This is a genomic window from Algoriphagus sp., from assembly GCF_030694375.1.
Taxonomy (GTDB): Bacteria; Bacteroidota; Bacteroidia; order Cytophagales; family Cyclobacteriaceae; genus Algoriphagus.
In genome coordinates this window covers 35,572-50,194 of sequence record NZ_JAUXYL010000020.1, presented here as the reverse complement: position 1 = coordinate 50,194, position 14,623 = coordinate 35,572, and the positions used below count along the sequence as shown (strand labels likewise).

Sequence of the window (14,623 nt, the reverse complement as noted above, 5' to 3'; positions counted from 1 at the left end):
GAGCAAAGTTTGTAAAACACTCTTCCATCCAACCGAATTTGTAATTCGCTACATAAACTTGAGTGAAAATCGGGTGATTCAATTACTTGTTGATCGGAATATTGAGATGAATTATTCCCTCCAGTTGGGGACAAAGCTTGAATTTGGCCTGTTGGGAACTCCCTGAAATTGATTAGATTTCTAAGCGATTTCAAAGTATTAGTTATCGCGAAATATTGATGACCTATTTATGAAGAATTACTTTTTATTTATCCTTCTATTTTACACCGGCATAGTAGAGGCACAACAGTTTAATGTGGGCATTCGCCTTCAGAAAACCCATCAGATGTATTGGGAAAATGGGGTTTCCGCCCAGTATTCCTTTGCGAATTTCAAACCGGATCGGCTTTTTGTGGGCTTTGATTTCGTGACTTCCCGCCTGGGGACTGCTTTCAATTCCAATGCACTCAAGCAAGACAGTTATATATTTTCGGGAAGTTGGCATTTCTTCAAAAAGCGCCAAGTGCATCTTGTTGGAAGATTGAATACGGGCTATTTGACTACTGATTTGGAAGCCGATATTTTTGCCCAACTCCCATCTTCTGCTTTTCTCCTGGCGCCTGAATTCGGCTTGAATTATTCGCCAAAGCAGCTCCCATTTTCCTTGAACACCGGAATTGGGTTTTATGTCAATATGCTGGAAGAAAGCAAAACTCCAGGCACCTTTCAGCCACTGTATTACCATTTGACCTTGTACTACAAGCTTTTTGAAAATAAAAAATGAAAACTTCCTTGAAAAACATATTGATTGCGGGGCCTCTCTTTTTGGCCGTTTTTCTCTTTTCTGCTTGCAGCGATGCACCTGAAATCAATGACTCGCTTCTTGATGGGAATGTGATTTTTGATCCCTCCCTTTATGCCCCTGAGGATTACCTGGTCTCTGCAAAATATCCCAACCCGAGTGCTGAAGACCTGGACAAACACATTCTGATCGCTTCCCATGGTTACTCTGCTTCCACCTTTGAGTGGCAGGAATTTGTGGATTGGTCAGCCGATGCGGACTATCGGGTTTCCTCTCTCTTGTTGGATGGGCATGGTCGCAGCTATGAAGATTTCAAAGCCTCCAAGTGGGAAGATTGGCGTGCCGCCATTATTCGGGAATTTGAGTTATTGGAAAATCTGGGCTATACCAAAATCAGTTTTGTGGGATCCTCCACAAGTGGAGCATTGCTTTTGGAGTTGATGGAAACCGGTTATTTTGACAAGCATGTGAAACCCAAAAACATTTTCTTTGTCGATCCCATCGTTGTGCCTACGGCTAAGCTTCAAACCATCGTAGATATCGTTGGCCCCATGTTGGTCTACCTCGAAGTCGATCAGCCGGCTGAGGAAGATAAATACTGGTACCGCTTTAGACCCTACCAAACGATAAATGAACTCAATGAAGTAATTCAAAAAGTTCGAAAGGGTCTTGAAAAAGGAATTGTTGCCCCCAGTGGAACATTCATCAAATCATTCCATTCAAAGTTTGACCCTACCGCCAGCACGACGAGTACAGTTCTGATCTATAAAGGACTCCGGCTTTCTGACGGGAATAAAATAGCAGTTCAGCTCATGGATTCAGAGATTCATGTTTTCACGCGATTGAGTCTGCGGCCGAGCGTCTCAGCCCTTGAGCGAAGTAATCAGCAGGATGTCTTTGCACAAATGGCAGCGAGATTGAATTAAATTTGCCTCGGTGTAGGTACCAGAGTATCGCTTGTAAAATCAGCAGCATTGTAGGTCTGAATTTGCTGGTATAAGGAATTTCCTTTCCGTATTTTTTCTATTCAACCTATTTTATACGTTCTCCCACATGAGTGTAGTTTGACGTTTAATCCCCTGGCAATTTATAAATTCGTGTCGATAGCCCCATCCATTTAACTATTCATGCCAGCACCTATAAACAGAAAAAAGGACTGGGAAATCGTGGGAGGATACGATGAAAGGATGACTTGGGGATGGGAAGATTGGGAATTTTGGATCAACATGCTCAAGTCCGGAGGTGAGGTAGTAAAGCTACCTGAGACAGGATTTTTCTATCGAATCCGCAAAAATTCAAGAAGAAAGTCTACCAATAAGAAATCAAAACAAAAAACAATTGACCTCATCAACTCCAAGCACCTGGATTTCTTGGCTTTGCATATCAATGGGCCACTGCAATACCAACGATCCTTGTCTCCTTTGATCAATTTTATCAAAGGTGTTTTCCGATAAAAAGTAATCAGGCAGGAGCTGTGTCCTTCCTCGTGAACTCTTCCAATTTTTCCGAAGTTCTTAAGTGTATCTTTAGCCAGTTAGGGGCAGTGCCTAATTCCAATTAAAACAACATTCCTTGAACCTCTTCACCATCCTCTTTGCAGCATTTTTACTTGGCTTGTTGATTTGGGTCATCTACCGATCGAAGGTGAAAAGGAGCGGATTTGATGTGCCGGTGTCTTTTCCAAAACACTGGAGCAGTTTTTTACTTGAGAAGGTGAAATTTTATAAGGGCTTATCTGCTGAAGAAAGGCTCAGATTTGAATCGGCTGTTCAACATTTTTTAAATCGGATTAGGATCACCGGAATCGGCACAGAAGTCAATGACGAGGACCGCTTATTGGTAGCCAGTAGCGCTGTGATTCCGATTTTTGCCTTTCCAAATTGGGAGTACAATAAGCTATGGGAAGTGCTATTGTATCCTGACACTTTCTCCGAAGCGTTTGAATTCGAAGGTCAGAATCGGGAAATTTCAGGATTAGTGGGGAGTGGCGGGGCCATCGATCATGTCGTGATTTTTTCAAAGCCAGCCCTGTGGTTGGGGTTTGACAATCAATCGGACAAACATAATGTAGGCATCCATGAGTTTGTTCACCTGTTTGACAAGCAGGATGGAGACTTGGACGGTATTCCGTCTTTTTTTATGGAAAACCAGTCCGTATTGCCTTGGCTTCGTCTTATCAAAACCAAGACAGATGAAATCCAATCCGGAACTAGCGATATCAATCCCTATGCAGCGCTAAACGAAGTGGAATTTTTGGCTGTTGCGGCAGAATATTTTTTTGAGCGACCAGTTTTACTCCAAAAGAATCACCCTAAACTCTATGAAGCCCTTTACTTAATTTTTCAGACTGATTTAGCAAAGGAGAAGAAGTCAGGCCGTGTATATGGAGGTATTAGGAAATGGCCTAACCTACTCCCTGAATTATGACACCCGATTCAGCCAGAGTTTAAAAGGATTGGGAGGACGTGCAGGCATAGGCTATGTAGCCATTGATGGAAATAGTCTGACCACCATCCCCCTTGTAGTCAATTACCTTTTTGGCAAGGACAAGCATTACTTTGAAGTGGGTGCGGGAGCTACGCTACTCAGTGCAGCTGCATCATCCGATTTTGGCCCGGTTGGCTCAGGTGAAAAGGGCTCAACTTTTATCGGAACCATGAGTTTGGGATACAGATTGGAGCCACTCGATGGGGGATTCACCTTCAGGGCAGGAATCACCCCCATATTTGACCGGACAACCTTTTTTCCTTTTTGGCCACAGGTATCTTTCGGTTATGCATTTTGATTCTTGCTGTTGAAATTCTGGAAAAGCCGGGCACTTTTCAATCCGAATGCCAATGGATCGCTTTTTAAATGAGTTGATTCAAAGGATCTAAGGGATTACCACATCAAACCCATCTGTTTTGGCGCTCATCTTTCAGCCCAATCTAAAGTTCAACAACACCCAAAAGGAGGGTTTCAATGTAGAATTGAGACTGCTGATTTTTAGTAGAATCTAACACAGTGACTCCGTCCACATTTTACAAATCCAGAGTTTCATCATTTTGTCTAGTCAGAAGATCACCTTTGTAAATAATCGTTCAATTGACTTCCATGAAAGGGTTGAGTTGATTTTTAATTGAAATTAAAATCACAGGCTGTCTTTACAATCAAATGAATTTGGAATTCGCTCAAGGCTAAGTAACTTGATTCTTTTGGGAGAGGAGTATCCTCGACCGCTCTGAAAAAGCCTTAGCTACAAAAAATATGAAAAACCTTCTTTGGGTCGCTGTTTTCTCCATGTTGATCGCCTGTAACCAAAAAAAAGATGCAGGTGATCTATCTGAAAACCAAACCCTGCAGGATTCCATCTTCACTACTCCTTTGGGAAAAACCTTCCCTATTCCTGTGCCTTCTGAAAAGCTTTTGGCTCAATATCAGGAAGCAAAAACAAGTTTTGAAGCCAATCCTGGGGATGTGGATGCCCTCATCTGGTTTGGGCGGCGGACAGCCTACCTTGGGCAGTATCAGGAAGCCATAGCCATCTACACGAGAGGTCTGGAGAAATTCCCCAATGACCCAAGACTCTACCGACATCGGGGACACCGCTACCTCAGTATCAGGGAATACGATCGCGCGATTTCAGATTTTGAAAAGGCTGCGCAATTGATCGAGGGAACCGCAGATGAGGTTGAGCCCGACGGCATGCCCAATGCGCTGAATATTCCGGTAAGCAGCTTACACGGCAACATTTGGTATCATCTGGGATTGGCCTATTACCTCAGCCATCAATATGAAAAAGCCAATACCGCTTATCTGCGCTGTCGGGAAAGTGGCAATCACTATGATAATATTGTTTCAAGCACACATTGGCTTTACATGATACAGCAACGGCTGGGAAATTCCCAAAAAGCTGAGTCCATGTTGTCCCCCATCCATCAGGACTCCACCGTAATCGAAAATCAAAGCTATGCCGATCTCTGTCGCCTTTACAAAGGCTGGATCCCCGTGGACTCCCTATTGCCGGATGGACCTGCGAGCCCCTCCAATGACGCGATTCGCTATGGGGTAGCCAATTGGTTTCTATACAATGGAGATACCGCTCAAGCAAGAAAAATGATGCAGGAATTAGTCGACGATAAAGCATTTTCCTCCTTTGGGTATCTTGCAGGGGAAAGTGATTTGATCCGATACTTTGGGCAGAAACAGCGCTGAAAAACTTATTAATAAATCGTTTTCAAATGCATGTTTGCCAAACTTGAGCGATTTTTTCAGCTTACAAAAGCGAACACCCGAAAATTATTCTGAAAATGTATCAGTTTTCTTGGAGGAAATCATCAGGTATTCATCCTTCCGTCATCACCGGATTCGATATAAATTTCATGAAGACTAAATAATTCCATTATTTTTATCTAAGTATAATTTGATTAAAGTAGTCAGACCTGTCTTCCTGCAGTGTGAATAATGTGCCAGTTTATGACGCTTGTGCCATGCCTTTCCGCCTAAAAATGGTGGGCAAGATTTCATTTTAATTAGCCATATTTCAGCATAAAAACTCATCATAGTATGAAGTTTCTTGGAGCACAGATTTCATTTTTGTTACAGAATAAGCCTGACCGGAAAAACTTACGGTTACTGTTTAATTTTCTCTTGGTACTCCTTGGAATGATTACGGTATTCTCCGTGATTTTTCATCTTTTGATGCTCAGGGAAGGACAGACCTTTTCCTGGTTGACAGGATTCTATTGGACACTTACCGTGATGTCTACGCTTGGATTTGGGGACATCACATTCCATAGTGATTTCGGAAGGTTATTTTCAATAGTGGTCTTACTGTCAGGAATGTTGTTTTTGTTGGTATTGTTTCCATTTACCTTCATCAACTTCTTTTATTCCCCATGGATAAAGGCACAGGAGCAATCCCGTGTTCCCAGAGAACTTCCAAAAACCATTCAAGGTCATGTTATTCTAACCCGATACGGCCCGATCACCGAACCGCTGATCAAAAAGCTTCATCGGTTTAATTACGAATACGTTGTGCTGGTAGCGGATCTTGCAGAAGGGCTACGTCTGAAAGAAATGGGGATAAATGTCATGCTGGGAGATTTGGTAGATCCCCAAACCTACAGAAACGCCAGAGTTGAAAAAGCCGCCATGGTGGCTACAACAGAATCGGATGTGCTCAATACCAATGTTGCTTTTACAGTAAGAGGAATCAATAAGGAGGTCACCATTATCTCCACGGCTAATACCGATGCAGCTGTAGATATTCTAAAGCTCGCAGGCAGCAATAATGTTCTTCAATTAGGAGAAATAATGGGCTTAATACTATCCCGAAGAGCGAATGCCGGAGATGCTTGTGCGCATGTGGTTGGACGTTTTGGGGAGTTACAGATTGCCGAAGCCCTCGTCACCGGGTCATCTTTGGTTGGAATGACCTTAAAGGAGACCGAACTGAGGCAAAAAGTTGGAGTCAGTGTGGTTGGAATCTGGGAGCGGGGAAACTTCCAAACCGCCAGGCCTGAGACACTCATTTCCCAAAGTACCGTATTGGTTTTGGCAGGTTCGGGAGATCAGATGGAGCTTTACAACAAGACATTTGGTGTGAAAGGGGAATTAAATGCACCTGTTTTGATTTTGGGAGGAGGAAGGGTCGGTCGGGCTACAGGAAAAGCCCTCTCTGTAAGAAATCTTGACTATAAGATTGTTGAAAAAGATCCCTCTCGGGTCAAAGGCGTAAGAAATTCGATTGTTGGTGATGCTTCAGATCGGGAAATACTGCTCCAAGCCGGAATTATGGAGTCTCCCTCTGTGATCATCACGACCCATGACGACGATGTCAATGTGTACTTAACCATCTACTGTAGATTGATTCGGCCTGATATCCAAATTATCACTCGCTCGACTCTGGAAAGGAATTTGGGAAATATGCACCGGGCCGGCGCCGACTTTGTCATGTCATATGCTTCCCTTGGTGCAAACACCATATTGAATTTGTTGCAACGAAGTGATATCATGATGGTGGCTGAGGGCCTCGATTTGATCAAAGTAAAAATCCCCAAACAACTCATCGGCAAAACCATCAAAGAATCTTCGATACGAAAAGAGACGGGGTGTACCATCATTGCCATTCGAACCGGTGAAGAAATGACCATCAACCCTGAACCAGAAATGATATTGGAAGAAGGCGCTGAAATCATACTGATCGGAACCGTCGAAGCAGAAAATCAATTCTTTGAAATTTATGGGGCAGATTAATCAACCATCTACTGATTGGCAAAGCCTGATTTGAATTTTGGAATCTGATGGTAGCTAAATGAATTCCATTTCAATCGCTGATCTCCGACCCGCACATACCAGCAGCGGAAATTCTCTGATTTCAGTCAATCAACAATTGGCCATTGGGTTTGGAGTAGCATTTGGTTTAATTCTTCTCAAACTTTTTGAAGGTGATGTACATCCAGTCCAGGGAGTAATTCATCAGGCATTTCGATATACATTCTTGGTAATTGGAAGCTTAACTATGCTTTCGTCCTTGGTTTTCCGACGATTGCACGGGCGAGACGGGGAGAGTCTAAGAGCCCAAGGATGATTTATCCCACCGTAATCACTTTTGTCAAGGTAAAGCCGTCATTTAGATTTCCGGACACCGAGTCGGCCATATTGCCTGCCAAGCTGTTACGGAAAACCCCGTCTGTTTCGTTTGGAGTATCTTCCTTGCCCTTGTATCCCCGACTGGCATAGACTTCCGATGTACTTTTCTCCGGAAATGCAATCTGGGTACTCAGGACAATTTTGTTTTCTCTCAGCACATCTACGTGAAGATGGGGAGCGCGACCGGGATACCATCCCGGAAAAATACTGATGAAAGAAACCTCGCCATTGGCATCAGTAGTCTGACGACCTCTGAGAAATGAAACTTTTGTAAAATCTGCTTTTTGGAGCGGGTGATTGCCATATTCAGAGTAATATCCCTCTGCATCACAGTGCCAGATATCTACCTGAGCACCTGAAATCGGCGAGCAACCCAGGCTTTGATCCTGGATTTTCAGATTGATCAGAAGCGCAATACCCTGTCGATCGGCTACGATATTCGCTCGCATCAGTTCCACAGGTGATTTATTGGGAAAAGGGCCCCGGGTTTCTTTGGGTGAAACTTCACAGGCAATATCATCTCCCTTAAGGTCACCTTTGGTGTCACAGGCCATCACTGGTATTGCTACGATCGTACCAAAACCTGCTAAGGTTTTCTTCAAAAATTCCCGCTTTTTCATACTTTCTTGGATTAGTACACTGCAAGAGTTACTGAATTTCAGATATTTATTTTAGAATTTGTGACCAGCCCGGTTGAAATCCTAACTCTAACTGGCTGGAGTTCTCACCAACCACATTGTTATTCAATTAAAGCAAACACTAGCTGTCTAAACTTCCATCCAGTCTCATCTCCATTTCCAGCACCGGATGTCTGCTTGAATAGCAAACCGATGATTTTCTCCTTAGGATCTGCGAAATACTGCGTATTGAAATATCCTCCCCAGTCAAAGGTGCCAAAACTGCCGATTCCTCCCAATTGCACGCCTTTTTCATCCACCAGTCCAAAAGCTAACCCATAGTCTTTGCCTCCTTCACCCAGTAAATCGCCCACTTGATTGGTCATGATCGTGGTGATGGTATGTGGGCTCAAGATGCGTTTTCCATTGTAGATTCCTCCATTGAGGTACAGCTGTAGAAACTTGGCATAATCCTCGGTGGTAGAGGATAGTCCTGCCCCTCCTGAGAAAAATACCTTGGCCCCAGTCTTTGGATAAGCCGGATCGTAAAAAGTAATCGGGAAAGGCACCCATTTGCCGTCCTTGGGGGTGTGCACGGTGACCAGTCGAGGTGCTTGAGCCTCATTGAGGTAAAAGCGGGTATCATTCATTCCCAGTGGGTCAAAAATGCGCTCCTTCAAAAACACGTCAAATGGTTTTCCCGAGATAATTTCCACCAAATAACCCAAGACATCCAGGCCTTCACTGTAGGTGTATTTGGTGCCGGGGTCGTGATGTAAAGGTAGTTTGGCCAATCGCTTGACGCTTTCCCCGATGGTGATATTTTCTGTGGTGAAGAGGTCCATTACCCCAGCCTTGTGATAGATCATTTTCATTCGTTCATCCCCATCGATCACACCATAGCCCAAGCCGGAGGTGTGGGTCAAAAGATGGCGAATAGTTATTTCCCTTGAGGAAGTCCTGGTGCTGTAGGTTGTGTCACCATAGCGAAAAGTATTCAGCACCTGTGGATTTTTGAATTCTGGAATGTATTTGGATATCGGATCATCCAATCGGAATTTTCCCTCCTCCCACAACATCATGATTGCGGTTGAAGTAATGGCTTTAGACTGGGAAGCTATACGAAAAATGGAGTTTTTCTCCATTTTTTTTCCACTCTCCACATCAGCCAGTCCTTTGGCTTCATGATAAATAATTTTACCGTCTTTCACAATCATAGCCACCAATCCGGGAACTTGCCCGTTGCCAATAGCCTCGTCTAGCATGGCGTTGATTTTGGTAAGTCGGTCTTTTGAAATTCCGGGGACAGGTTGATTCCCGGCAGACGTCAGGGTCTGGGAAAACAATTGGGAAGATATTCCAAAGAGGAAAACCAAAGGGAGTATTAGCCTTTTCTTCATGAGCTTAGGTGGGTTTAAGATCGATGAAAGTAGGAAAAAACAGGCATAAAAAAAGCCGGCTCACACCGGCTTTTTAAGACTTTACAGAAAACTCAATTCCTCTCTACCTCGAAGTAGTATTCTGTACCATCCGGGAACATTCCCAGAACGACAATTTCTTCTCCTTTGGATCTTTCCAGAAAATCGATCATTTCCTGTGCATTGTTGATTTTGGCTCTGCCTTTGTCTGAAATTACTGAGGTTATAATAAACCCATTTCTGGCACCGGATTTTTTCCAATTTTCATTGCTGTTCATTTTGATTACAGCACCACCCTTGATATCCAGTTTCTGTTTTGCATCCTCCTTGACATCTTCAAACTGCAAGCCTTCGAAGGTATAGGTTTTGGGTATTTCCCGCTTTACGATATTTGTATCTCCGGAGAAATTCTTCAGGGTTGCAGAGGTTTTTGAGGTTTTTCCGTCGCGGATGTATTCTACATCAATCTTGTCACCGGGACGTTTTCGGGCAACAAGTTCTTGCAGGTTGGCTACGTTGTTTACTGTTTTACCATCAATTGCAATGATGATATCCCCTATTTTCAAACCAGCTTCCTTACCTGCTGAGTTTTCATTAACCCCTCCAACATACACTCCCCTTTCGACTGGAAATGTCAAATTCAAGGCATCAGCTAATTCCGGACTCACGTTGTTTATGCTCACCCCAAGAAGACCCCTCTGAACTGCACCATGCTTCATTAGATCGTCCATTACCTTTTTGACAAGGGTACTTGGTACAGCAAACGAATATCCGGTAAATGTGCCGGTATTAGTAGCAATCGCAGTGTTGATACCGATCAATTCACCAGCGAGATTGACCAAGGCTCCGCCTGAGTTGCCCGGATTCACTACGGCGTCAGTCTGGAGAAAGGATTCGATTTGCAGATTATTCTCTACTCCTCTTAGTATACCTATATTTCTGGCTTTGGCAGAAATAATCCCCGCAGTGACAGTCGAGTTTAGATTGAAGGGATTTCCAACAGCCAAAACCCATTCACCGATCATGGTATCATCCGAATCACCAAACCTGACAAAAGGAAGACCGGTGGCTTCGATTTTCAAAAGGGCAAGATCAGTAGTTGGGTCTGTTCCGATTACAGTTGCTTCGTATCGCTTATTATTATCGAGCGAAATATCAATCTTGGTAGCTCCTTCTACGACGTGATTATTGGTCACGATGTAACCGTCCGCTGATATAATCACTCCCGAACCAGAACTTACCGGCATCTGACCGCCTCGTCCTTGTCCCCCGTCTCTACGTGGATCAGGAAACCCAAAGAACTCTTGAATAGGGTCTCTTTCTGTTCTTGGTGTGATGGCAACCTGACTGTTCACGTGCACCACTGCCGGAGTGACTAGCTGCGCTGAAGCCACGAAATTGATTCCATCAGGAATTTTGAATGATTCACCTGACAATAAGTTCACAAATGAAGCTTGTTGCTTTTCGTCAAATGTTCCGGCATTCTGTGGTTTGATCAGAAAACTCACACCGGCCAGCGCGACTACTCCACCGATCAGGGCCGCCAGAAGCATCCCCAAGAAAAACTGTTTCTTGTTCATAATTTTAATGGTTTTCTTTTTCTACAACAAAGTATCAAGGTATAGACTCAATTTGAAACTTCTTGGATTAGTCCAGTGGACCAAATTAACAAGAATTAACCGCTTTTGAGGACTTGAATTACTTATAACCCAAATAAGAAGAGTGGGTTTTCCCACTCTTCAATTATTTCACTTCAATGACAGCTTTATTGACTTTCTTTTCTTGTTTCGGCAGCAAAAGTCTAAGCAGCCCCTCTTCATAGCTTGCTTCTACATTGTCCACGATTACATCCTCAGGGAGGAAAAAGGACCTTTTAAATGAACCATACTGAGTCTCGATACTGTGGAAGTTTTTACCTTCTTTTTTCTCTTCCAATTTTCGCTCTCCGGAGATGGTCAGTTTGCCATCCACCAAATCAATTTTGAAGTCTGCCTTTTTCATCCCAGGTACTGCAACATGGATTTCATAGGATTTTTCATCCTCTGCGATATCCACTGCAGGATTAAACTGCTTCAAGGTAGCGCCCACGGAATCGCTAAAGAATCGATCCAACATTCCACTGAATGAGGCAGGCATTTGGGGTTCGAGTTGGTTGTATCTGACGAGTTTCATAACGTAATTGGTTAAATTGTTACAAAGAGCTTATCCCATAAATTATGTTCCACACCTTTATTCCAGCCTTTTTGTCTTATTTATTAGAAAAATTTCTATTAATTCAGTCATTATGACCGAAATAAGAGGGGGATATATGACTTAAGGTTGACAGAAATCATCGCGATCACTCAACCCGCAAATCTGGATTTAATACCTATTTTTATCTCAAGAAATCCACCTGATGAAAAACCTACTGCTGTTATTAATCTTTTTTTTCATTTTCTTTCAAATTCCCACTTTTGGCCAAAACACAACTGATGATCAAAAAATAGACAGTCTACTGACTTCCATAAAAGACAGTTTGATCATTTTAGATCCTGACCTAAGTGGCACCAATTCCGATACACTTTACATTACCCCCTCGCTGGAGGTGCTCATCAGGAAGGGAAGAAAATATACGCTTCTGGCAAATGAAATCATGCTGGAGCTCCAAGAGTCTCTGGATACTACGAGATTCGTCAATGAAATCCCCATCATGAACGAGACCCTGGCTTCTATTCGGGATCGGATTAGGACAGCCAACACAAAATTTAATTTTAGGTATGTCAATGCGCTCTTTCGTCTTTTGGAAACTACCGAAGAGGCAAACTTGGACTTAGACAAAATCATTGAGGCGAGGTTAGATCGCCTTCAGATTTTGGACAGCCTTTTGACAATGGTGAAAAATGATGATTTTTTTAAATACAAGATCCGGGACACCCTATTGCTCCCGATGTATTCAGGAGAGATTCAAAACCTCAAAGAAAACATCTATCGGATTGACAGCACCATTTACCGTCAAGAACTTCAAGCCGCTAGGTACCAGTCCGATCTCAGTCGTATTTCAATGGGAATTACGGAGCTTAAGCGCTATGTCACTATCAACAAGTCAATCCTGGAAAGAAATCTGTTCAAAAAAGAAATCAATTACATCTGGGAGAGTTATTCTATTCCTTCCCCAAAATCAATTCTAGACATCACTTCCGACTCTATTCAGTTAAATTTTTTGATCCTCAAAAGGGAACTGATGGCAAATCCGATTATTTCCTATCTCGCCCTTCTCATTTTGATCGCTGCCAGTATAGGGATCAGAAGGGTGGTCAAGAGCATAGAAAGAGATAAAGAATACGGGAAAATAATTCTTAACCGATTAAAATACCTGGATATAAACCCTGTTTCTTCGGTCCTAGTCGGCTTGCTTCCACTGGTGTTTTTTATGTTTGATACCGGTTCCATAGCCTTGCTTACTTTTTTTATCTACCTGCAAGTGATTTTTTCTTCGGTGTTGATTCACAGTTCCTTTCCAAAACCCACCTTCCTGCGATGGATGGTATTGGTAGTCATTTTTGTCTTTTTCACGATCAGCAATCTTTACTGGGAGATCGCCTATCAGGAGCGCGTATATTTTCAAATCGGGAATATCGTCATCATGTACATCCTTTGGAAAATCCCCGAAAATTTCTCCTCAGATGACCCTAAAGAGTTGAATTTTTTGAAAAACTTACGAGTCCTGATCATGATCTTATTGACATTTGGGATTCTTGCAAACCTATTGGGGAGATACAGTTTGGCTAAAATCCTCAGCGTCGCCGGATCAGTGGGATTTGTACATGCGATCACTCTCTATTTTTTCGTAAAAGTGATCATGGAAATAATTTATGTGCTGCTTGAAAATAAAAAAGAGTCAGATTCCTTCACCTCATTTATTGATTTCACCAGTATTCAGAAGCGGATAAGGGGAGTTCTACTGTTTTTGGGTTTTGTATTTTGGATCTTCATCTTATTACAAAATCTGGCTTTAAGCGATTATGTCTATGAAACACTTGAAAAATTTCTGGTAACGGAGCGATTTCTCGGTGAAACCAGTTTTACGTTCCGGAGCATATTCCTTTTTGGTGCTTTGATTTACGTCGCGTACCTCTTGTCAAACAACATCGCGTATTTTGTCACAATAAAAGACCAGCAAAAACCTTCTACAAGAAAAAAACGGCTTGGAAGTTCTGTCTTATTGATCCGATTGGCGATCCTGATTGCCGGATTTATAATAGCCGCTACGGCGGCAAACATCCCCTTAAATAACATCACCATTGTACTCGGAGCCTTATCAGTCGGTATAGGTTTCGGTCTTCAAACCATCATCAACAATCTAGTCTCGGGCGTCATTTTGGCATTCGAGCGGCCCATTCAAATCGGAGATGATATTGAGGTGGGTGCCATGACCGGAAAGGTGAAAGAGGTCGGAATACGAGCCAGTAAAATCCAGGGGTACGACGGGTCGGAGATCATCGTACCCAATGGTGATTTGCTTTCCCAACAATTGATCAACTGGACGCTCTCTGATAAACGCAGAAGAGTGGAGCTTCTTATCGGTGTTGCGTACAACTCGGATATGACACTTGTCCAATCATTGATTAAAGACGCACTGGAATTTGACAAAATCTCGAAAGTTCCGGCCCCAAAAGTACTGATGCAGACATTCGGGGATAATTCAGTGGATTTTAGAGTACTCTTCTGGGTGGACGACATGGATATTTGGCTGGATATGAGGCATGAAGTCATGAGCTCCCTCTATGCTTCTTTTAAGAAAAATGGAATTGAAATCCCATTCCCACAACGGGATATAAATTTTAAAAATATGCTCGAATTAAAAATTGACGAGGAAATCGATTCAAATCGAATAGAGAAAACAAAAAAATCCCCTGAAAAATGATTCAGGGGATAATTTACACTAATACATTCTCTTGAATTTCTTAGGCTTTTTTGACGTTGATGGCGTTTGGTCCTTTTTTACCTTCCTTGATGTCATAGATTACTTTGTCGTTTTGTTCGACTTTGTCTACTAACCCGGTAGCGTGTACGAATACATCTCCCTGAGTCTGATCATCAACGATAAATCCGAAACCCTTGGCTTCATTGTAAAATTTTACTGTTCCGGTAAACATAATGAATTGTTATAAATTGTATGTAAAAGAGGATTAAAA

At 42.7% G+C, this 14,623-nt stretch carries 14 protein-coding genes; 9 read left to right on the top strand and 5 right to left on the bottom strand.

Translation table 11 applies throughout. The annotated features are described in order from the left end of the window. Positions 1 to 229: 229 nt before the first annotated feature. From Q8M62_RS05115 to Q8M62_RS05080, 8 genes are all read left to right on the top strand, one after another. Complete coding sequence (locus Q8M62_RS05115) at positions 230 to 763, top strand: hypothetical protein (RefSeq protein WP_304898971.1); 534 nt, start codon at positions 230 to 232, stop codon at positions 761 to 763. Beyond that, entirely contained in the window at positions 760 to 1,707 is a 948-nt protein-coding gene (locus Q8M62_RS05110; RefSeq protein ID WP_304898970.1) for a carboxylesterase, read from the top strand. The genes Q8M62_RS05115 and Q8M62_RS05110 overlap by 4 nt, the downstream gene beginning before the upstream one ends. Positions 1,708 to 1,908: 201 nt before the next feature. Further along, a complete protein-coding gene (locus tag Q8M62_RS05105; protein WP_304898969.1) occupies positions 1,909 to 2,235 on the top strand; it encodes a glycosyltransferase family 2 protein in 327 nt (108 codons plus the stop codon). 118 nt (positions 2,236 to 2,353) lie between these two features. Next, positions 2,354 to 3,208 carry a zinc-dependent peptidase gene (locus tag Q8M62_RS05100; protein ID WP_304898968.1) on the top strand — a complete coding sequence of 285 codons (855 nt, stop codon included), beginning with the start codon at positions 2,354 to 2,356 and terminating at the stop codon, positions 3,206 to 3,208. After that, a complete protein-coding gene (locus Q8M62_RS05095; protein WP_304898967.1) occupies positions 3,165 to 3,566 on the top strand; it encodes a hypothetical protein in 402 nt (133 codons plus the stop codon). Before Q8M62_RS05100 ends, Q8M62_RS05095 begins: the two co-directional genes overlap by 44 nt. A 461-nt stretch (positions 3,567 to 4,027) precedes the next feature. After that, a complete protein-coding gene (locus Q8M62_RS05090) occupies positions 4,028 to 4,975 on the top strand; it encodes a tetratricopeptide repeat protein (RefSeq protein WP_304898966.1) in 948 nt (315 codons plus the stop codon). A 351-nt stretch (positions 4,976 to 5,326) separates the two neighbouring features. Beyond that, on the top strand, positions 5,327 to 7,018 hold the full coding sequence (locus Q8M62_RS05085) for a TrkA family potassium uptake protein (protein WP_304898965.1): 1,692 nt from the start codon (positions 5,327 to 5,329) through the stop codon (positions 7,016 to 7,018). Positions 7,019 to 7,076: 58 nt separating this feature from the next. After that, positions 7,077 to 7,352: a hypothetical protein gene (locus tag Q8M62_RS05080; protein ID WP_304898964.1), complete on the top strand. Its 276-nt coding sequence runs from the start codon at positions 7,077 to 7,079 to the stop codon at positions 7,350 to 7,352. Position 7,353: 1 nt separating this feature from the next. On the opposite strand, the gene Q8M62_RS05075 is transcribed toward Q8M62_RS05080, so the two are convergent. The 4 genes from Q8M62_RS05075 to Q8M62_RS05060 form a co-directional block, all read right to left on the bottom strand. Continuing rightward, positions 7,354 to 8,034 carry an intradiol ring-cleavage dioxygenase gene (locus Q8M62_RS05075; RefSeq protein WP_304898963.1) on the bottom strand — a complete coding sequence of 227 codons (681 nt, stop codon included), beginning with the start codon at positions 8,032 to 8,034 and terminating at the stop codon, positions 7,354 to 7,356. Positions 8,035 to 8,153: 119 nt separating this feature from the next. Beyond that, positions 8,154 to 9,431, bottom strand: coding sequence for a serine hydrolase (locus tag Q8M62_RS05070; protein ID WP_304898962.1), 1,278 nt, complete (start codon positions 9,429 to 9,431; stop codon positions 8,154 to 8,156). Between the two features lie 92 nt (positions 9,432 to 9,523). Then, positions 9,524 to 11,029: a trypsin-like peptidase domain-containing protein gene (locus tag Q8M62_RS05065; RefSeq protein ID WP_304898961.1), complete on the bottom strand. Its 1,506-nt coding sequence runs from the start codon at positions 11,027 to 11,029 to the stop codon at positions 9,524 to 9,526. Positions 11,030 to 11,192: 163 nt separating this feature from the next. After that, positions 11,193 to 11,621 carry an Hsp20/alpha crystallin family protein gene (locus Q8M62_RS05060; RefSeq protein WP_304898960.1) on the bottom strand — a complete coding sequence of 143 codons (429 nt, stop codon included), beginning with the start codon at positions 11,619 to 11,621 and terminating at the stop codon, positions 11,193 to 11,195. Between the two features lie 223 nt (positions 11,622 to 11,844). Between Q8M62_RS05060 and Q8M62_RS05055 the strand changes: the two genes are divergently transcribed. After that, positions 11,845 to 14,352 (top strand): mechanosensitive ion channel family protein, encoded by a 2,508-nt coding sequence (locus Q8M62_RS05055; RefSeq protein WP_304898959.1) that lies wholly within the window; start codon positions 11,845 to 11,847, stop codon positions 14,350 to 14,352. 40 nt (positions 14,353 to 14,392) lie between these two features. On the opposite strand, the gene Q8M62_RS05050 is transcribed toward Q8M62_RS05055, so the two are convergent. Continuing rightward, the gene (locus Q8M62_RS05050) at positions 14,393 to 14,584 is read right to left on the bottom strand and encodes a cold-shock protein (protein WP_092728550.1); all 192 of its coding nucleotides are present in this window, start codon (positions 14,582 to 14,584) and stop codon (positions 14,393 to 14,395) included. Between the last annotated feature and the right edge of the window lie 39 nt (positions 14,585 to 14,623).

Coding starts and splice junctions, on each gene's coding strand:
- Q8M62_RS05115 (WP_304898971.1), top strand. CDS start 230: ATGAAGAATTACTTTTTATTTATCCTTCTATTTTACACCGGCATAGTA.
- Q8M62_RS05110 (WP_304898970.1), top strand. CDS start 760: ATGAAAACTTCCTTGAAAAACATATTGATTGCGGGGCCTCTCTTTTTG.
- Q8M62_RS05105 (WP_304898969.1), top strand. CDS start 1,909: ATGCCAGCACCTATAAACAGAAAAAAGGACTGGGAAATCGTGGGAGGA.
- Q8M62_RS05095 (WP_304898967.1), top strand. CDS start 3,165: ATGGAGGTATTAGGAAATGGCCTAACCTACTCCCTGAATTATGACACC.
- Q8M62_RS05090 (WP_304898966.1), top strand. CDS start 4,028: ATGAAAAACCTTCTTTGGGTCGCTGTTTTCTCCATGTTGATCGCCTGT.
- Q8M62_RS05085 (WP_304898965.1), top strand. CDS start 5,327: ATGAAGTTTCTTGGAGCACAGATTTCATTTTTGTTACAGAATAAGCCT.
- Q8M62_RS05080 (WP_304898964.1), top strand. CDS start 7,077: ATGAATTCCATTTCAATCGCTGATCTCCGACCCGCACATACCAGCAGC.
- Q8M62_RS05075 (WP_304898963.1), bottom strand. CDS start 8,034: ATGAAAAAGCGGGAATTTTTGAAGAAAACCTTAGCAGGTTTTGGTACG.
- Q8M62_RS05070 (WP_304898962.1), bottom strand. CDS start 9,431: ATGAAGAAAAGGCTAATACTCCCTTTGGTTTTCCTCTTTGGAATATCT.
- Q8M62_RS05065 (WP_304898961.1), bottom strand. CDS start 11,029: ATGAACAAGAAACAGTTTTTCTTGGGGATGCTTCTGGCGGCCCTGATC.
- Q8M62_RS05060 (WP_304898960.1), bottom strand. CDS start 11,621: ATGAAACTCGTCAGATACAACCAACTCGAACCCCAAATGCCTGCCTCA.
- Q8M62_RS05055 (WP_304898959.1), top strand. CDS start 11,845: ATGAAAAACCTACTGCTGTTATTAATCTTTTTTTTCATTTTCTTTCAA.
- Q8M62_RS05050 (WP_092728550.1), bottom strand. CDS start 14,584: ATGTTTACCGGAACAGTAAAATTTTACAATGAAGCCAAGGGTTTCGGA.